Source organism: Gallaecimonas pentaromativorans (assembly GCF_003751625.1).
GTDB lineage: Bacteria > Pseudomonadota > Gammaproteobacteria > Enterobacterales > Gallaecimonadaceae > Gallaecimonas > Gallaecimonas pentaromativorans.
The window spans coordinates 451,554-466,080 of the sequence record NZ_RJUL01000001.1 but is presented as its reverse complement, the minus strand read 5'-3'; the positions used below and the strand labels follow the sequence as shown (position 1 = coordinate 466,080).

General features: G+C 57.0%; 16 protein-coding genes. 12 read left to right on the top strand and 4 right to left on the bottom strand.

The window, feature by feature from the left end; all coding sequences use genetic code 11:
- Positions 1 to 134: 134 nt before the first annotated feature.
- From acnB to EDC28_RS02125, 5 genes are all read left to right on the top strand, one after another.
- On the top strand, positions 135 to 2,732 hold the full coding sequence (acnB, locus tag EDC28_RS02145) for a bifunctional aconitate hydratase 2/2-methylisocitrate dehydratase (protein WP_123420501.1): 2,598 nt from the start codon (positions 135 to 137) through the stop codon (positions 2,730 to 2,732).
- A 156-nt stretch (positions 2,733 to 2,888) separates the two neighbouring features.
- On the top strand, positions 2,889 to 3,191 hold the full coding sequence (locus EDC28_RS02140; protein WP_050659134.1) for a hypothetical protein: 303 nt from the start codon (positions 2,889 to 2,891) through the stop codon (positions 3,189 to 3,191).
- A gap of 32 nt (positions 3,192 to 3,223) precedes the next feature.
- Positions 3,224 to 3,577 carry a YacL family protein gene (locus EDC28_RS02135; protein WP_123420500.1) on the top strand — a complete coding sequence of 118 codons (354 nt, stop codon included), beginning with the start codon at positions 3,224 to 3,226 and terminating at the stop codon, positions 3,575 to 3,577.
- 136 nt (positions 3,578 to 3,713) lie between these two features.
- The gene (locus tag EDC28_RS02130) at positions 3,714 to 4,052 is read left to right on the top strand and encodes a P-II family nitrogen regulator (protein WP_050659136.1); all 339 of its coding nucleotides are present in this window, start codon (positions 3,714 to 3,716) and stop codon (positions 4,050 to 4,052) included.
- 39 nt (positions 4,053 to 4,091) lie between these two features.
- A complete protein-coding gene (locus EDC28_RS02125; protein ID WP_050659137.1) occupies positions 4,092 to 5,345 on the top strand; it encodes an ammonium transporter in 1,254 nt (417 codons plus the stop codon).
- A gap of 44 nt (positions 5,346 to 5,389) precedes the next feature.
- On the opposite strand, the gene argR is transcribed toward EDC28_RS02125, so the two are convergent.
- Entirely contained in the window at positions 5,390 to 5,848 is a 459-nt protein-coding gene (argR, locus tag EDC28_RS02120; protein ID WP_050659181.1) for a transcriptional regulator ArgR, read from the bottom strand.
- Between the two features lie 129 nt (positions 5,849 to 5,977).
- On the opposite strand from argR, the gene EDC28_RS02115 reads away from it, so the two are divergent.
- Positions 5,978 to 6,736 carry a transporter substrate-binding domain-containing protein gene (locus EDC28_RS02115; protein WP_148049782.1) on the top strand — a complete coding sequence of 253 codons (759 nt, stop codon included), beginning with the start codon at positions 5,978 to 5,980 and terminating at the stop codon, positions 6,734 to 6,736.
- 122 nt (positions 6,737 to 6,858) lie between these two features.
- Positions 6,859 to 7,800, top strand: coding sequence for a malate dehydrogenase (mdh, locus tag EDC28_RS02110; protein ID WP_050659139.1), 942 nt, complete (start codon positions 6,859 to 6,861; stop codon positions 7,798 to 7,800).
- 99 nt (positions 7,801 to 7,899) lie between these two features.
- Here mdh and ispB read toward each other — a convergent pair whose 3' ends face one another.
- Positions 7,900 to 8,868, bottom strand: a complete 969-nt coding sequence (gene ispB / locus EDC28_RS02105; RefSeq protein WP_050659140.1) for an octaprenyl diphosphate synthase — start codon at positions 8,866 to 8,868, stop codon at positions 7,900 to 7,902.
- A 236-nt stretch (positions 8,869 to 9,104) separates the two neighbouring features.
- Here ispB and rplU point away from each other — a divergent pair, with 236 nt between their 5' ends.
- The 5 genes from rplU (at position 9,105) to EDC28_RS02080 (ending at position 11,983) form a co-directional block, all read left to right on the top strand.
- Positions 9,105 to 9,416: a 50S ribosomal protein L21 gene (gene rplU, locus EDC28_RS02100; RefSeq protein WP_050659141.1), complete on the top strand. Its 312-nt coding sequence runs from the start codon at positions 9,105 to 9,107 to the stop codon at positions 9,414 to 9,416.
- A gap of 15 nt (positions 9,417 to 9,431) precedes the next feature.
- Positions 9,432 to 9,689, top strand: a complete 258-nt coding sequence (rpmA, locus tag EDC28_RS02095) for a 50S ribosomal protein L27 (protein WP_050659142.1) — start codon at positions 9,432 to 9,434, stop codon at positions 9,687 to 9,689.
- 89 nt (positions 9,690 to 9,778) lie between these two features.
- Positions 9,779 to 10,948, top strand: a complete 1,170-nt coding sequence (gene cgtA, locus EDC28_RS02090; protein ID WP_123420498.1) for an Obg family GTPase CgtA — start codon at positions 9,779 to 9,781, stop codon at positions 10,946 to 10,948.
- Between the two features lie 67 nt (positions 10,949 to 11,015).
- The gene (gene folA, locus EDC28_RS02085; RefSeq protein ID WP_170163999.1) at positions 11,016 to 11,516 is read left to right on the top strand and encodes a type 3 dihydrofolate reductase; all 501 of its coding nucleotides are present in this window, start codon (positions 11,016 to 11,018) and stop codon (positions 11,514 to 11,516) included.
- 80 nt (positions 11,517 to 11,596) lie between these two features.
- Positions 11,597 to 11,983, top strand: a complete 387-nt coding sequence (locus tag EDC28_RS02080; protein WP_123420497.1) for a DUF3718 domain-containing protein — start codon at positions 11,597 to 11,599, stop codon at positions 11,981 to 11,983.
- A 40-nt stretch (positions 11,984 to 12,023) separates the two neighbouring features.
- On the opposite strand, the gene EDC28_RS02075 is transcribed toward EDC28_RS02080, so the two are convergent.
- Positions 12,024 to 12,434 carry a hypothetical protein gene (locus tag EDC28_RS02075; protein ID WP_123420496.1) on the bottom strand — a complete coding sequence of 137 codons (411 nt, stop codon included), beginning with the start codon at positions 12,432 to 12,434 and terminating at the stop codon, positions 12,024 to 12,026.
- Positions 12,435 to 12,490: 56 nt separating this feature from the next.
- Positions 12,491 to 14,497, bottom strand: coding sequence for a methyl-accepting chemotaxis protein (locus EDC28_RS02070; protein ID WP_123420495.1), 2,007 nt, complete (start codon positions 14,495 to 14,497; stop codon positions 12,491 to 12,493).
- Positions 14,498 to 14,527 lie beyond the last annotated feature (30 nt).

Genomic DNA, 14,527 nt, shown 5'->3' with positions numbered 1-14,527 from the left:
AATGGCAGCGTTTTTTATTTTTCGCAAATTCAATTCTGGTCACAAAATCGCTATAATCGCCGCACCTCCACGGGCCTGGCCCGAAAGACAAACCGGTAGGCCTCGTCTGGCCTGCTACACAAGAGGATCGAGTCGTGCTAGAAGCCTATCGTAAGCATGTTGAAGAACGCGCCGCTCAAGGCGTTGTACCCAAGCCCCTTTCCGCCGAGCAAACCGCGCAACTGGTTGATCTCCTGAAAAATCCCCCAGCTGGCGAAGAAGCCTTCCTGCTGGACCTGCTGGAAAACCGCATTCCCCCAGGCGTTGACGAAGCCGCCTATGTTAAAGCCGGTTTCCTGGCTGCCGTGGCCCAGGGCCAGGCTCAGTCTCCTATTGTCTCCAAAGAAAAAGCCACCCAACTGCTGGGCACCATGCAGGGCGGCTACAACATCGAGCCGCTGATCGCCCTGTTGGACGACAGCGCCCTGGCTGCCATCGCCGGTGAGGCCCTGTCCCACACCCTGCTGATGTTCGACGCCTTCCACGATGTGGTTGAGAAAATGAAAGCCGGCAACGCAGTTGCCAAGAAAGTGGTTGAGTCCTGGGCCGAAGCCGAGTGGTTCAAAGCCCGCAACGGCGTTGCCGAGAAGATCACCGTTACCGTATTCAAGGTACCTGGCGAAACCAACACCGACGACCTGTCTCCTGCCCAGGACGCCTGGTCACGCCCCGACATCCCGCTGCACGCCCTGGCCATGCTGAAAATGGCGCGTCCCGGCATCGACCCGGATAAAGACGGCGAAATCGGCCCCATCACCACCATCGACAAGCTCAAAGAAAAAGGCTTCCCGCTGGCCTACGTGGGTGACGTTGTGGGTACCGGTTCTTCCCGTAAATCCGCCACCAACTCCGTGCTGTGGTTCATGGGCGACGACATCCCCAACGTGCCCAACAAGCGCGCTGGCGGTGTCTGCCTGGGCGGCAAGATTGCCCCGATCTTCTTCAACACCATGGAAGATGCCGGCGCTCTGCCCATCGAAGTGGACGTCTCCAAACTGGAGATGGGCGATGTCATCGACATCCTGCCCTATGAAGGCAAAATCGTTCGCCACGACAGCGGCGAAGTGCTGGCCCAGTTCGAACTGAAAACCGACGTGTTGCTGGACGAAGTGCGCGCCGGCGGCCGTATTCCGCTGATCATCGGCCGTGGCCTGACCGACAAGGCCCGCGAAGCCCTGGGTCTGGGTCACTCCACCGAATTCCGCCGCGCTGCTGCCGTGCAAGAGTCCAACAAGGGTTACACCCTGGCCCAGAAAATGGTCGGTAAAGCCTGTGGCGTTAAGGGCGTGCGCCCCGGTCAGTACTGCGAGCCGAAGATGACCACCGTTGGCTCCCAGGACACCACCGGTCCCATGACCCGTGACGAACTCAAAGACCTGGCCTGCCTGGGCTTTAGTGCCGATCTCACCATGCAGTCCTTCTGCCACACCGCTGCTTATCCCAAGCCGGTTGACGTCGAGACCCACCACACTCTGCCCGACTTCATCATGAACCGTGGCGGCGTGTCCCTGCGCCCCGGTGACGGTGTTATCCACTCCTGGCTGAACCGCATGCTGCTGCCCGACACCGTCGGCACCGGCGGTGACTCCCACACCCGTTTCCCCATCGGCATTTCCTTCCCGGCCGGCTCCGGCCTGGTGGCTTTTGCCGCGGCTACCGGCGTTATGCCCCTGGATATGCCTGAGTCTGTGCTGGTGCGCTTCAAAGGCGAAATGCAGCCTGGCATCACCCTGCGCGACTTGGTGCATGCCATCCCTTACGCCGCCATCCAGAAGGGCCTGCTGACCGTTGAGAAGCAAGGCAAGAAAAACGCCTTCTCCGGCCGCGTACTGGAGATCGAAGGTCTGCCGACCCTGAAGGTTGAACAAGCCTTCGAACTGGCTGATGCCACCGCCGAGCGTTCTGCTGCCGGCTGTACCATCAAGCTGGATAAAGAGCCGATCATCGAGTACCTGAACTCCAACATCGTCATGCTCAAGTGGATGATCAGCGAAGGTTACGGTGACCGCCGCACCATCGAGCGCCGCATCACCGCCATGGAAGAGTGGATCGCCAACCCCGAGCTGATGGAAGCCGATGCCGACGCCGAATACGCCGAGATCATCGAAATCGATCTGGCCGACATCAAAGAGCCTATCCTCTGCGCGCCGAACGACCCGGACGATGCCCGTCTGTTGTCTACCGTTGCCGGTGAGAGCATCGACGAGGTGTTCATCGGTTCCTGTATGACCAACATCGGCCACTTCCGTGCCGCCGGTAAACTGCTGAACAACTTCAGCGGCCAACTGGAAACTCGCCTGTGGATCGCGCCGCCCACCAAAATGGACCGCGACCAGCTGACCGAAGAAGGCTACTACAGCATCTTCGGCCGCTCCGGTGCCCGCATCGAGATCCCCGGTTGCTCCCTGTGTATGGGTAACCAGGCCCGGGTAGGCGATAACACTACTGTGGTGTCCACCTCTACCCGGAACTTCCCGAACCGTCTGGGTAAAGGGGCCAATGTGTTCCTGGCCTCTGCCGAGCTGGCTGCTGTTGCCGCCATCCTGGGTAAACTGCCGACGCCGGCCGAATACCTGCAGTATGCCCGTGAGCTGGACGCCACCGCGGCCGACACTTACCGCTACCTGAACTTCGACCAATTGGCGCAATACACCAAGAAGGCTGACGAAGTGATCATCCAAGCCGCTGTCTAAGCGCCGGTGATGATAAAAAGCCCCGCTCAAGCGGGGCTTTTTTATGGCCAGGCGCCACTGTTTGCTTAACGGAAACGGGCCGTTTCAGAAGCGGGGCGGGACTTTTATAGGGAAATACGATAGAATACACACCGTTAGTAAGAAAAAGGAGATTGAATGAAGCTGTACAAAAGCTTACCCGCCCTCTTTATTTTGGCCTCGGCCAGCCTCTTTGCCCGCGAGATGCAACCGGAAGATGTACTCGACGTTATGGCAAGCGGCACCATCAAACCCTTCGATGAATTGCACGACAACCTGCTGGCCGCTTTTCCTGGTGCTCGCATCAAAGCGGCAGAATTGCTGCAGGTAGAGGATGACTACCATTATCGGCTGCATATCCGCGACCATGCCGAGCAAACCCATCAGGTACTGATGGACGCCGCCAGCGGCATTATCCTTGGCGCCTGCCAGAGCGCCTAATACAATGTGCCTCCTTTATTCGGGGAGCCGCCATGGAATACCAGTTCAGACTCAACCCTTTTGATGGCCGCCATCAAATTCAAATGGAATACGGCTTCGAGGCCATGGGCCGCTTTATTGAAGACGAGCTGGGCACTGACAAGGCCAAGATCAGCACTCTTATCGCCCGCCTTCAGCAAGGCCGGGATCTGCGTTTTGAGGGGCATGAGTGGGCGTTGGTTGTCGAGCAGGGCGAGCTGAGCGTGCTGCATCACCGCCTGGACCACAACGAAGTGGACCTAGACCCTGACTTGGCCCTGGATGACGCCGATGCCAGCAGCCATTGCGGCCTGGAAGATGGCTTGCTGTTGTTACAGGCTTGGTTGGATTTTGTTGCACCACTTTAGTGCATTAGCGTTCCCTGCTGGTGCGTTAATTTCCTCCCTCACCGTACGTTTTTTCCTAATTAATTGATCTTGAATCGCTTTTCCTGTTGGCACGGGCTTTGAAGTAGTCCAGCAAAGTCAACAAGGAGGAAAGGCGATGAAAAAGGTCACCGCCATTATCAAGCCCTTCAAACTCGATGACGTCCGTGAAGCCCTGACTGAAGCCGGGGTTCATGGTCTCACCGTGAGCGAAGTGCGCGGCTTCGGCCGCCAACGCGGCCATACCGAGCTGTACCGGGGCGCCGAATACCGTATTGATTTCCTGCCTAAGGTGCAGTTGGACATCCTAGTGACGGCCAGTCAGGTCGATCTGGTGATTGATGCCATCCTCAAGGCGGCCCAAACCGGCAAGGTGGGCGACGGTAAGATCTGGGTGCAAGACCTGGAAACCGTGGTTCGTATCCGCACAGAAGAGCGTGACGAAGACGCCATCTAAGCTCGTCCCCCAAACGAGAATAATTTTTAGGAGAGGATAATGGATCAACCATCAGTACAAATAGCCTACGCGCTCGACACCTTTTACCTGTTGGTATCGGGCGCTTTCGTGATGTGGATGGCAGCCGGTTTCGCCATGCTCGAAGCGGGGCTGGTGCGCGCCAAAAATACCACCGAGATCCTGACCAAAAACGCCGTGCTGTTTGCTGTTGCCTGCGTGATGTACATGATCTGCGGTTACAACATCATGTATCCGGGCGAAGCGGTTAACAGCTTCTGGCCTGGTATCAGCTTCCTTATCGGTGGCGACCACAGTGCGGAGCTGGTACTCAAGGGCGGCGACGATGCCCCGGTTTACTCCCACATGGCCGACTTCTTCTTCCAGGTGGTGTTTGTGGCTACCGCCATGTCGGTGGTATCCGGCGCCGTGGCCGAACGGATGAAGCTGTGGGTGTTCCTGGCTTTTTCCGTGGTGCTGACCGGCTTTATCTACCCCATTGAAGGTTTCTGGAAGTGGGGCGGCGGCTTCCTCGATGCCATGGGCTTTGCCGACTTCGCCGGTTCCGGCGTGGTGCACTTGACCGGCGCTTCTGCCGCCCTGGCTGGTGTGCTGCTGCTGGGTGCCCGTAAAGGCAAATACGGCAAGAACGGCGAGATTAACGCCATTCCCGGTTCCAACCTGCCGCTGGCCACCCTGGGTATGTTTATCCTGTGGCTGGGCTGGTTCGGCTTTAACGGTGGCTCGGAGCTGAAAGTCTCCAACGTCGAAGAAGCCAACGCTGTGGCCAAGGTATTCGTAAACACCAATATGGCCGCTGCCGGTGGCCTTCTGGCCGCGCTTATCACTGCCAAGCTGCTGTTCGGTAAAGCGGATCTGACCATGGCCATCAACGGTGCCTTGGCTGGCCTGGTTGCCATTACTGCCGAGCCTCTGGCCCCGAGCCCGCTGCTGGCTACCGTTATCGGTGTGATTGGTGGTGTGCTGGTGGTGTTCTCCGTTATCGGCCTGGACAAGCTGCGCGTCGACGACCCGGTGGGTGCCATCTCCGTGCACGGTACCGTGGGCATTTGGGGTGTGCTGGCGGTGCCGCTGAGCAACGCCGAAGCCACCTTCAAGGTGCAGCTGATCGGTGCGGCGAGCATCTTCCTGTGGGTATTCGTTACATCCTTTATCGTCTGGTTCGTCCTCAAGAAAATCATTGGCCTGCGGGTCAGCGAAGAGGAAGAGTACGAGGGTGTGGACATGGCCGAATGCGGTATGGAAGCCTACCCCGAGTTCAAGATCAGTAAATAAGCAAAAAGGGCGCCTGAGCGCCCTTTTCTTACGACCTGTCAGGGTTACCTGAACAGGTCGTTGATCATTTTCAGGGTATCCCGAATATGGCTGATACGGGTGGGGATCACCATGATGGTGTCATCGCCCGCTATGGTGCCCATGATGCCGTCGGCCTTGGTGAACGAGTCCAACAGCCTGGCGATCAGCTGGGCCGAGCCGGGGCTGGTCTGGATAACGATCATCGACTCGTTGTGGTCGATATCGACAACCAGGTTTTTCAGCTGGCTGCTGGCGGTGGGAACCCCCAACTCGGCGGGCAGGCAATAGACCATTTCCTGGCGGGCATTGCGGGTACGCACCGCGCCGAATTTGGTCAACATGCGGGATACTTTGGATTGGCTGATGTTGTCGAATCCCTGAGCCTGCAAAGCAGAGACAATCTCGCTTTGAGAGCCGCAACGTTCTTCCTTGAGAAGTTGTTTAAAGGATTTGACCAGCGCTTCTTGGTTGCTTTGAGTCATTGGCTTGTCTGCATAATCATGCACAAACGACATGGTAGCATGGGATGCCTGCTTTGGCAGCTTGCATACATGGGCGTTCGCTGTCAGTCTTGGTGGCAATATTGAGGTAGGGAGCGGTTGTTTAAGGTGATGCGCAAGGCGGTTTGGCTTGGCCTGTTGTACTGTTGCACCTGGGGCCTGGCCGCAGCCGATGAGGTTTCCGGCGCCGGCAGACCGCTGGTATTCGGTACCGAGGCAACCTATCCACCCTTCGAATACAGGGACGATGCCAGCCAGTTGGTAGGTATCGATATTGATGTTGCTCATGCCGTATGTGAGTTGCTGCAGCGTCCCTGCATCATTATTGAGCACCCCTTCGACAGCCTTCTGGACGAACTGGAAGACGGCGAACTGGACGCGGTGATCGCCGCCCTGGATATCTCCTCCCGCTACGACAATAGCATCCGCTTTTCAGACCCCTACTACCGTAACAGCGCCGTCTATGTGACCCTGAAAGACGCAACAGATCGTTACGCCAAGTCGGGGTATATCGGGGTGCAAAATGGCTCCAGCCATCAGCAATACCTGATTGACCAGCGCCAGTGGCAGCTGACCAGTTATGACGACCTCAATGGCGCCTTGAACGAGCTGAGGGCAGGGCGGATCTCGGCCATTTTTGTTGATGCGGCTGTGGCCAATGCCTGGCTTTCTGACCCTGCAAACAAAGACTTACGTTTAATGGGTAGCCCTATCCGCGATCTTCGCTACTTCGGCAGGGGCATGGGTATTGCTCTTTCGCGGGGCGAGCGCAGCGATGCCTTGCTCGATGCCATCAACAAGGCCCTTGCCAAGTTGCGCGAAGATAAATCCCTCGATCACATTCTTTCCCATTACCTGCAAGTTCACTGACGTTTACCGCCCCAGACCTCTTTGGCGCCGTAACCACTGGCTTGGCATAATTGTTTTTTAACCCTTGTTGAGCTAAGGTGCTGCCCACACCTGAACAGGTCAGACACAAGGGAGATAATGCGATGAAAGTAGCCGTACTTGGCGCCGCCGGTGGTATCGGTCAGGCCCTGTCTTTGCTGCTCAAGACCCAACTGCCCGCCGGTTCCGAACTGGCACTGTATGACGTAGCCCCGGTTGTTCCCGGTGTTGCCGTTGATCTGAGCCACATTCCGACCGCCGTTAAGGTCGAAGGCTTTGGGCAGGAAAAACTGGCCGACGCCCTGACTGGCGCCGATGTCGTTCTGATCCCCGCCGGCGTACCTCGTAAGCCTGGCATGGACCGCTCCGATCTTTTCAACGTTAACGCTGGCATCGTTCGCGCTCTGGTAGAAGCCATTGCCGACAACTGCCCCAAAGCGTTGGTTGGTATCATCACCAACCCGGTTAACACCACTGTTGCCATCGCTGCCGAAGTGCTCAAAGCCAAAGGCGTTTACGATGCCAAGCGCCTGTTCGGTGTGACTACCCTGGACGTTATCCGCGCCGAGACCTTTATCGGTGAAAAACTGGGTAAAAACCCTGCCGACGTGCACATCAATGTCATTGGTGGCCACTCCGGCGTGACCATCCTGCCGCTGCTGTCTCAAGTAGAAGGCCTGGAACTGTCTGCTGACGAAACCGCTGCCATGACCAAGCGTATTCAAAACGCCGGTACCGAAGTGGTTGAAGCCAAGGCCGGTGGCGGCTCCGCTACCCTGTCTATGGGCCAAGCGGCTGCCCGTTTTGGCCTGTCGCTGATCCGTGGTCTGCAAGGCGAAGCCAACGTAGTTGAGTGCGCCTATGTAGAAGGCGGCTCCGAGCACGCCCGTTTCTTCGCTCAGCCGGTTCGTCTGGGCAAAAACGGTGTAGAAGAAGTGCTGGGCTACGGTGAGCTGTCTGCTTTCGAGCAAGGCGCTCTGGATAGCGCTCTGGCTACCCTTAAAGGTGACATCACCCTGGGTGAAGAATTCGTTACCGGCAAATAAGCCGCACGAATTCAAAAAAAGGGAGCCATTGGCTCCCTTTTTTAATGCCGTCAAACCACAAAAAAAGGCCCCGAAGGGCCTTTTTTCTCTAGCAGCTATTTAGCTTTTGCGTTCTACCGCCACCTTGGCCAGGCCAATCAGCGCTTCCTTGTAGGGGCTGTCGGGAATGGCGGCCAGGGCGCTGATCGCCTTGTCCGATTCTTCCAGGGCGCGCTGGTAGGTGTAGTCGAGGGAGCCCAGACGGCGCATGCAGCCTTGCACCAGTTCGAGTTTGTCGCGGCCATCGCCTTGCTCAATGGCTTGGCGGATCATGGCGGACTCTTCGGCGTTACCGTTATGCATGGCATGGAGCAGCGGCAGGGTGGGCTTACCCTCGGCCAGGTCATCCCCCAGGTTTTTACCCAGTTCGTCGGCGTCCGCTTCGTAATCGAGCAGGTCGTCAATCAGCTGGAAGGCGGTCCCCAGGTACTTGCCGTAGTCGCTCATGGCGTCTTCGAGCTCTGGCTGGCCGCTTATCACGGCAGAGAGACCGGTGGCTGCCTCGAAGAGCTTGGCGGTCTTGGAGTAGATGACCTTCATGTAGCGCGCTTCGGTGGTCTCAGGGTCGTTGCAGTTCATCAGCTGCATCACTTCCCCTTCGGCGATGACATTGGTGGCGTCGGCCAGTACCTGCATCACCTTCATCGAATCCAGTGCCACCATCAACTGGAAGGCGCGGGTATAGAGGAAGTCGCCGACCAGCACCGAAGCCTGGTTGCCAAAAAGGGCGTTGGCCGTTTCCCGGCCACGGCGCAGGGTGGACTCATCCACCACGTCGTCATGCAAGAGAGTAGAGGTGTGAATGAACTCAACCAGCGTGGCCAGGCGCACGTGCTTGTCGCCATCGTAGCCCAAGGCCCTGGCTGCCAGGACGGTCAGCATGGGGCGAAGGCGCTTGCCTCCGGCATTGATGATGTAAAAGCCGAGCTGGTTGATGAGGGCCACGTCAGAACTGAGCTGTTGTTGAATGGTCTCGTTGACCGAGTCCATATCAGTGGCGCAGAGTTGGCGAATTTGGGCGAGATCCATATAAAAAGACGATGGCCGCCAGGCCCTTATATTGTGTGTCAGATGCGGTGATCTTACACTAAAAGCCCGGACGCATGACATAGTCAGTTCGGGTTCAATCTGTTGAGCAATTTTTCTACTTTTTTACGGATGATCGGGTTGCTGTATCGGACGCTTTTCTTTAGAATACGCGCCCTATTGTCAGGTTTATAGCGCATCCGCTTGCAGGCCGATGCGAAGAATAACGGAGAAAAACCATGTACGCGGTTATCCAAAGCGGTGGCAAGCAACACCGTGTAGCTGAAGGCGAAGTGATTCGTCTGGAGAAGCTGGATCTGGAAGCTGGCGCCACTGTCGAATTCGACAAGGTGCTGATGGTCGCCAACGGCGACGACGTCAAAGTAGGTGCTCCCTACGTTGACGGTGGCAAAGTGGTTGCCGAAGTGGTTGCTCACGGCCGTGGCGAGAAAGTCAAAATCGTCAAGTTCCGTCGTCGTAAGCACCACCGCAAGCAGATGGGCCACCGTCAGTGGTTCACTGAAATTAAAATCACTGGCATCAGCGCCTAATAAGGAGACCTTACCATGGCACACAAAAAAGCAGCCGGTTCTACCCGTAACGGTCGTGATTCCGAAAGCAAACGCCTGGGTGTAAAGCGCTACGGCGGTGAGTCTGTCCTGGCAGGCAACATCATCGTTCGTCAACGCGGCACCAAATTCCACGCTGGCACCAACGTGGGCATCGGTAAAGACCACACTCTGTTCGCTACTGCCGAAGGCAAAGTGAAATTCGAAGTGAAAGGTCCTAAAAACCGCAAGTACGTCAGCATCATCACTGAATAAGCTGACCGCTGTACTTGAAAGCCCCGCCCAGCGCGGGGTTTTTTATTGGAGCCGTCCTATGCTTAAGCCTCTGCAGGAGAAAAGTCGCAATGAAATTCGTAGATGAAGCCGTGATCCGCGTTGAGGCGGGAGACGGCGGCAATGGCGTTGTCGGTTTTCGTCGTGAGAAATTTATTCCCAACGGCGGCCCTGACGGTGGCGATGGCGGTGATGGCGGTGACGTATACATCGAGGCTGATGACAACCTCAATACCTTGATCGACTATCGTTTCGAGCGCTTCCATAAAGCCGAACGCGGCGAGAACGGTGGCGCGGCCAACTGTACCGGTAAAGGTGGCAAGGATTTGGTCCTCAAGGTGCCAGTGGGTACCCGTGCCAGCGACAACGACACCGGCGAAGTGGTGGGTGAAGTCACCAAACATGGCCAGCGTTTGATGGTGGCCAAAGGCGGCTTCCACGGTCTGGGTAACACCCGCTTTAAATCTTCGGTCAACCGGGCGCCACGCCAACGTACTCTCGGTACCAAGGGCGAAGTGCGTAACCTGATGCTGGAATTGCTGCTGCTGGCCGATGTGGGCCTGCTGGGGCTGCCCAATGCCGGTAAATCGAGCCTCATTCGCTCGGTGTCCAAAGCCAAGCCCAAGGTCGCCGATTACCCCTTTACCACCCTAGTGCCGAACCTGGGGGTGGTCAGCCCCTTCCCTGGTAAGAGCTTTGTCATTGCCGACATCCCCGGCCTTATCGAAGGTGCTGCCGACGGTGCTGGCCTTGGTTTTCAGTTCCTGCGCCACCTCGAACGCTGCCGCATTTTGCTGCACGTTATCGACGTGAATCCCTTTGACGGCTCCGATCCGGTGGAAAACGCGCTGGTTATCATCGACGAGCTGGACAAGTACTCACCCAAGGTAGCGGCCAAGACCCGCTGGTTGGTGTTTAACAAAACCGACTTGCTGGAAGCCGACGAACTGGAAGAGCGTATCGAAGAAATCATCGACGCCCTGGATTACCACGGGCCGCATTTCAAGATCTGCGCCGTGCTCAGCGAGGGTACCGAACAGCTGGCCCGCGAGCTGATGACCTTTATCGACAGCCTGCCGCCGGAAGAAGAAAAACCGGAAGACAAGGTCAACGTCGACTTCAAGTGGGACGACTACCACGAGAAGGCCATCGCCGAGGCTCAGCATGACGATGACGACGATCTGGACGATGACGACTGGGATGACGACGACTACGACGTAGAAGTCATCTACGAACGTTAACCTTGAAGCCGTGCTTAATAGCACGGCTTTTTGTTAAGCTCGCTTTTTTGCTTAAGAGCGCAACACCATGATCCTCTCCCTGGTGGCCGCCATGGCCAACAACCGCGTGATTGGGCGTGACAACGACATGCCCTGGCACCTGCCCGCCGACCTCAAACATTTTAAAGCAGTGACTCTGGGTAAACCGGTGATCATGGGCCGCAAGACCTTTGAGAGCATCGGCCGGCCCCTGCCTGGGCGCCGTAACTTGGTGATAAGCCGCCAGGCCGATTTCAGCCCACAGGGTGTGGAGGTGGTGAGTAGCCTGGGCGCTGCCCTGGCAGCCGCCGCTGATGCAGATGAGGTGATGGTTATCGGCGGTGGCCAGATCTATCGCCAAGCTTTGGCGGTGGCGCAGCGGCTCTATCTGACTTTTATTGATGCTGACATCGAGGGTGATACCCGTTTTCCCGACTGGGAGGCAGAAAATTGCTGGAAAAAAGTTCAGGAGAGCCACTTTTTGGCCGATATACATAATCAGTACAATTTGACCTTTGTCACTTTTGAACGTTTATTACCAGGCATTTGACCTATTTCTGATTGAGGGGCAGTGCCTAGATTGTTAGCATTTGCGGGCTTTTCTTTGCTTGCCTGTTAGGAGTGGTTGACGTGTTGAAATCAGTTAAAATGGGTGCTGTAGCGCTTTTGTTGGCGTTTACCTATCAGCCCACCCCCGCCAAGGCCGACGCGGCGCAGTTGGTTGCCAGTATTTGTGACTACGTGGCATCTAATGACAAAAACCGCCTGCGCTCTAAGCTGTCCGATTCCGGCATCCGCCTGCGTAACATCTATGACGGTGTTAAGTGCAACGGCTTGAGCCTGCTGCGTTTTGCCATGAGCTCCGGTGCCGACGGTGCCGGTGAATTCATCGCCAAGCAGTTGCCTGGCTCTACCCTGGGTGCTCCCGAGGCTGACGGTAAAACCGTTATCGCCTGGGCTGATGCCAATGGTTTTGGTGGTAGCGCCACTGCGGCTGCAATCAAAGAACGCCTCTGATAGGCGTTTTAAGAAAAACCCGCCACCGAGGCGGGTTTTTTTATGCCGGCGAGGCCAACAACCACTGGCCTTTGTCGTTTCGCACCAGTTGCAGACTGTCCTGGCGCTCCAGAAGGTCTCCTTTTCGAAACACCCCAAACTCCATCTTCAGTGCCATGGCCCCAAGGCTTGAACCAAAGCGGGCGAACATGTCTGGTTGCCCCGTAGCGAGGGCGCGAGCAGCGTCGGGAAAGTTTTCGGTAAAGCGCACCTGATAAGCCAGAGCCACCTGGATGTGGTTGTCATCCAGGCGCTTGCTATCAAGTAAGGTGACGTTTTCTATCTCCAGAAAGGCATCTGGCCCCAGTGCGCCCAGATGAGCCCGCAGCGCTTCTTTGAGGGCTTCCTGGCCCGGTGGCGCCGGGGTACAGGCGCTGAGCAGCAACAGCAGTAACAGCAGGGTTCTTTTCATGGCGCTTTCCAATAAAAAACGCGGCCTTGGGCCGCGTTTCACAGTAAAGGTGGGGCTTATTGTATCCTAAAGCGCCTGACCGAATTACGCAGCTCCTCGGAGAGCCTGGCCACTTCTTCACTGGAAGTAGCGGTTTGCTCGGCGCCTTGGGCGGTCTCTTCGGCGATATTGACGATAGAGGTGAGCTTCTCATTGATCTCCTGGGCCACGATCCCTTGCTCCTTGGCGGCCTGGGCGATGTGCTCGCTCTTGTCGCGGGCTTCGTGAACCGCATCGGTGATATGGCTCAGGGCCACATCGGATTCCACCGATTTAGACACACAGCTCTCAGCCTGGAATTTGCCTTGGTCCATAACGCTTACTGCCTGCTCGGCGCCCTGCTGGAGGGCCTCGATCATGGACTGGATCTCTTGGGTGGACTGCTGAGTACGGGACGCCAGTGTACGGACTTCATCGGCAACCACCGCAAAGCCGCGGCCTTGCTCGCCGGCACGGGCCGCTTCAATAGCGGCGTTCAGCGCCAGCAGGTTGGTCTGTTCGGCAATACCACGAATGACGTCGAGGATAGAGCCAATATTGGCGCTGTCCTGATGTAGCTTGTTGATCACCTGAGAAGCGGACTCCACTTCGGCGGCCAGCATCTGGATGGTGCTCTTGGTGTCGGCAGACAGCTGGCGTACCCGCTCAGCTTCTTTTTCCGCCCGCAGCACGGAAGACAAGGTATCGGAAGCAGCATGGGTAACCTGATCGGCACTGGCTGACATCTGAGTGGTGGCAGTGGCTACCTGATCAACCTGGCCTTTTTGCTGCTGGATAGCCACCTTGGTCTGGGCGGTGATGGCCGAGGTTTCTTCGGCGCTGGCGGCCAGTTGGGTCGAGCCGCTGGAGATCCCCTCGATAAGGTTTCGCAGCGAATCGGTAAGGCTGTTGGTGGAGCGGGCTAGCTCGCCAAACTCGTCCTTGGCGCTGGCGTCCAGGCGGCGGCTAAGATCGCCTGAGGCCAGGATGGTCAGCATCTCTTTGACCTTGTCCAGCGGCGCAGTAATGGAGCGCACCACGTAGGTACTGATCAGCACTGCCGCGATAACGCAGATGGCCATCACCACAAAGGTGGCGGTGTTGGCGGTGGCAATGGAGTGGTCTATGGCTTCTTTGGTGTCGGCGGCAATGGCCTGGGAAGCATTTTGCAGCTTGTTCAGGGCGCCGCGCAGGCCGTCAAGGTTGATCTGCTCTTCGGTCAACGCGCCTTCGGCTTTTTCGTTTTCCTTCAGGCGGGATTTTTGCAGATCGATAATGCCGGTGCCGGCATCGGTTACTTTGGCGCGCAGCGCCTTGGCTTTGTCCTGAAGCGACTTGATGTACTTGTTGTCGGCACCGACCGAGCGGGCCACAAAAGCGAGGTTGGAGTCGATATCACTCAAGGCAAAATTGATTTCACCAGCGATGGTATCGGCTTTGGTCAGGGTAGTGGACTTGTTGTACTCGATGATGCTGGTTGACAGCGACAGGAACATGTTCTCGAGTTTGCTGGTGGTGTTGGCGGCTACGTCCGGTACCCCGGCGTCGGTCAAATCGAGAATGTCGGCGCTGGCGTCATCGGCGGTATCGGACACCGACGATTGCATCTTTTTCAGCTGGTCGCGCAGTTTGAGGCTGGTCAGCTTGGCGTCAAACAACCGTCCCTGAGCCCCCTGCAGGCCGCTGAAGCTGCCTTCAACCACTTTGGCGGTTTCTACCAAAGATGCCTCGTTTTTAATGAGGTCTTTGAATTTGCGCAGGGACCTATTCAGCTCGTCTGAGGTGGACTGGGCGGTCTGCTGGTAGCCCTCAATCTCGTTGATGCTGTCGCTGTGATAGGCCTTGAGGCCCAGCTCGCTCAGGGTAGAGCTGCTTTGCTGCAGCTGGCCGACGCTGACCACGGCACCCACCGCAAGGGACGTGGCGCGCTGGACATTGCTTTCGACCTTATCAAAGCCGAGATAGGAACTCAGGCCGTTACCGAACAACAACAGCGTAATGATGGCAAAGCCAAGGACTATCCGCTTGGCAACAGTGAGGTTCATCGGGGCTTCCTCTGACAAAAACTTGACGAC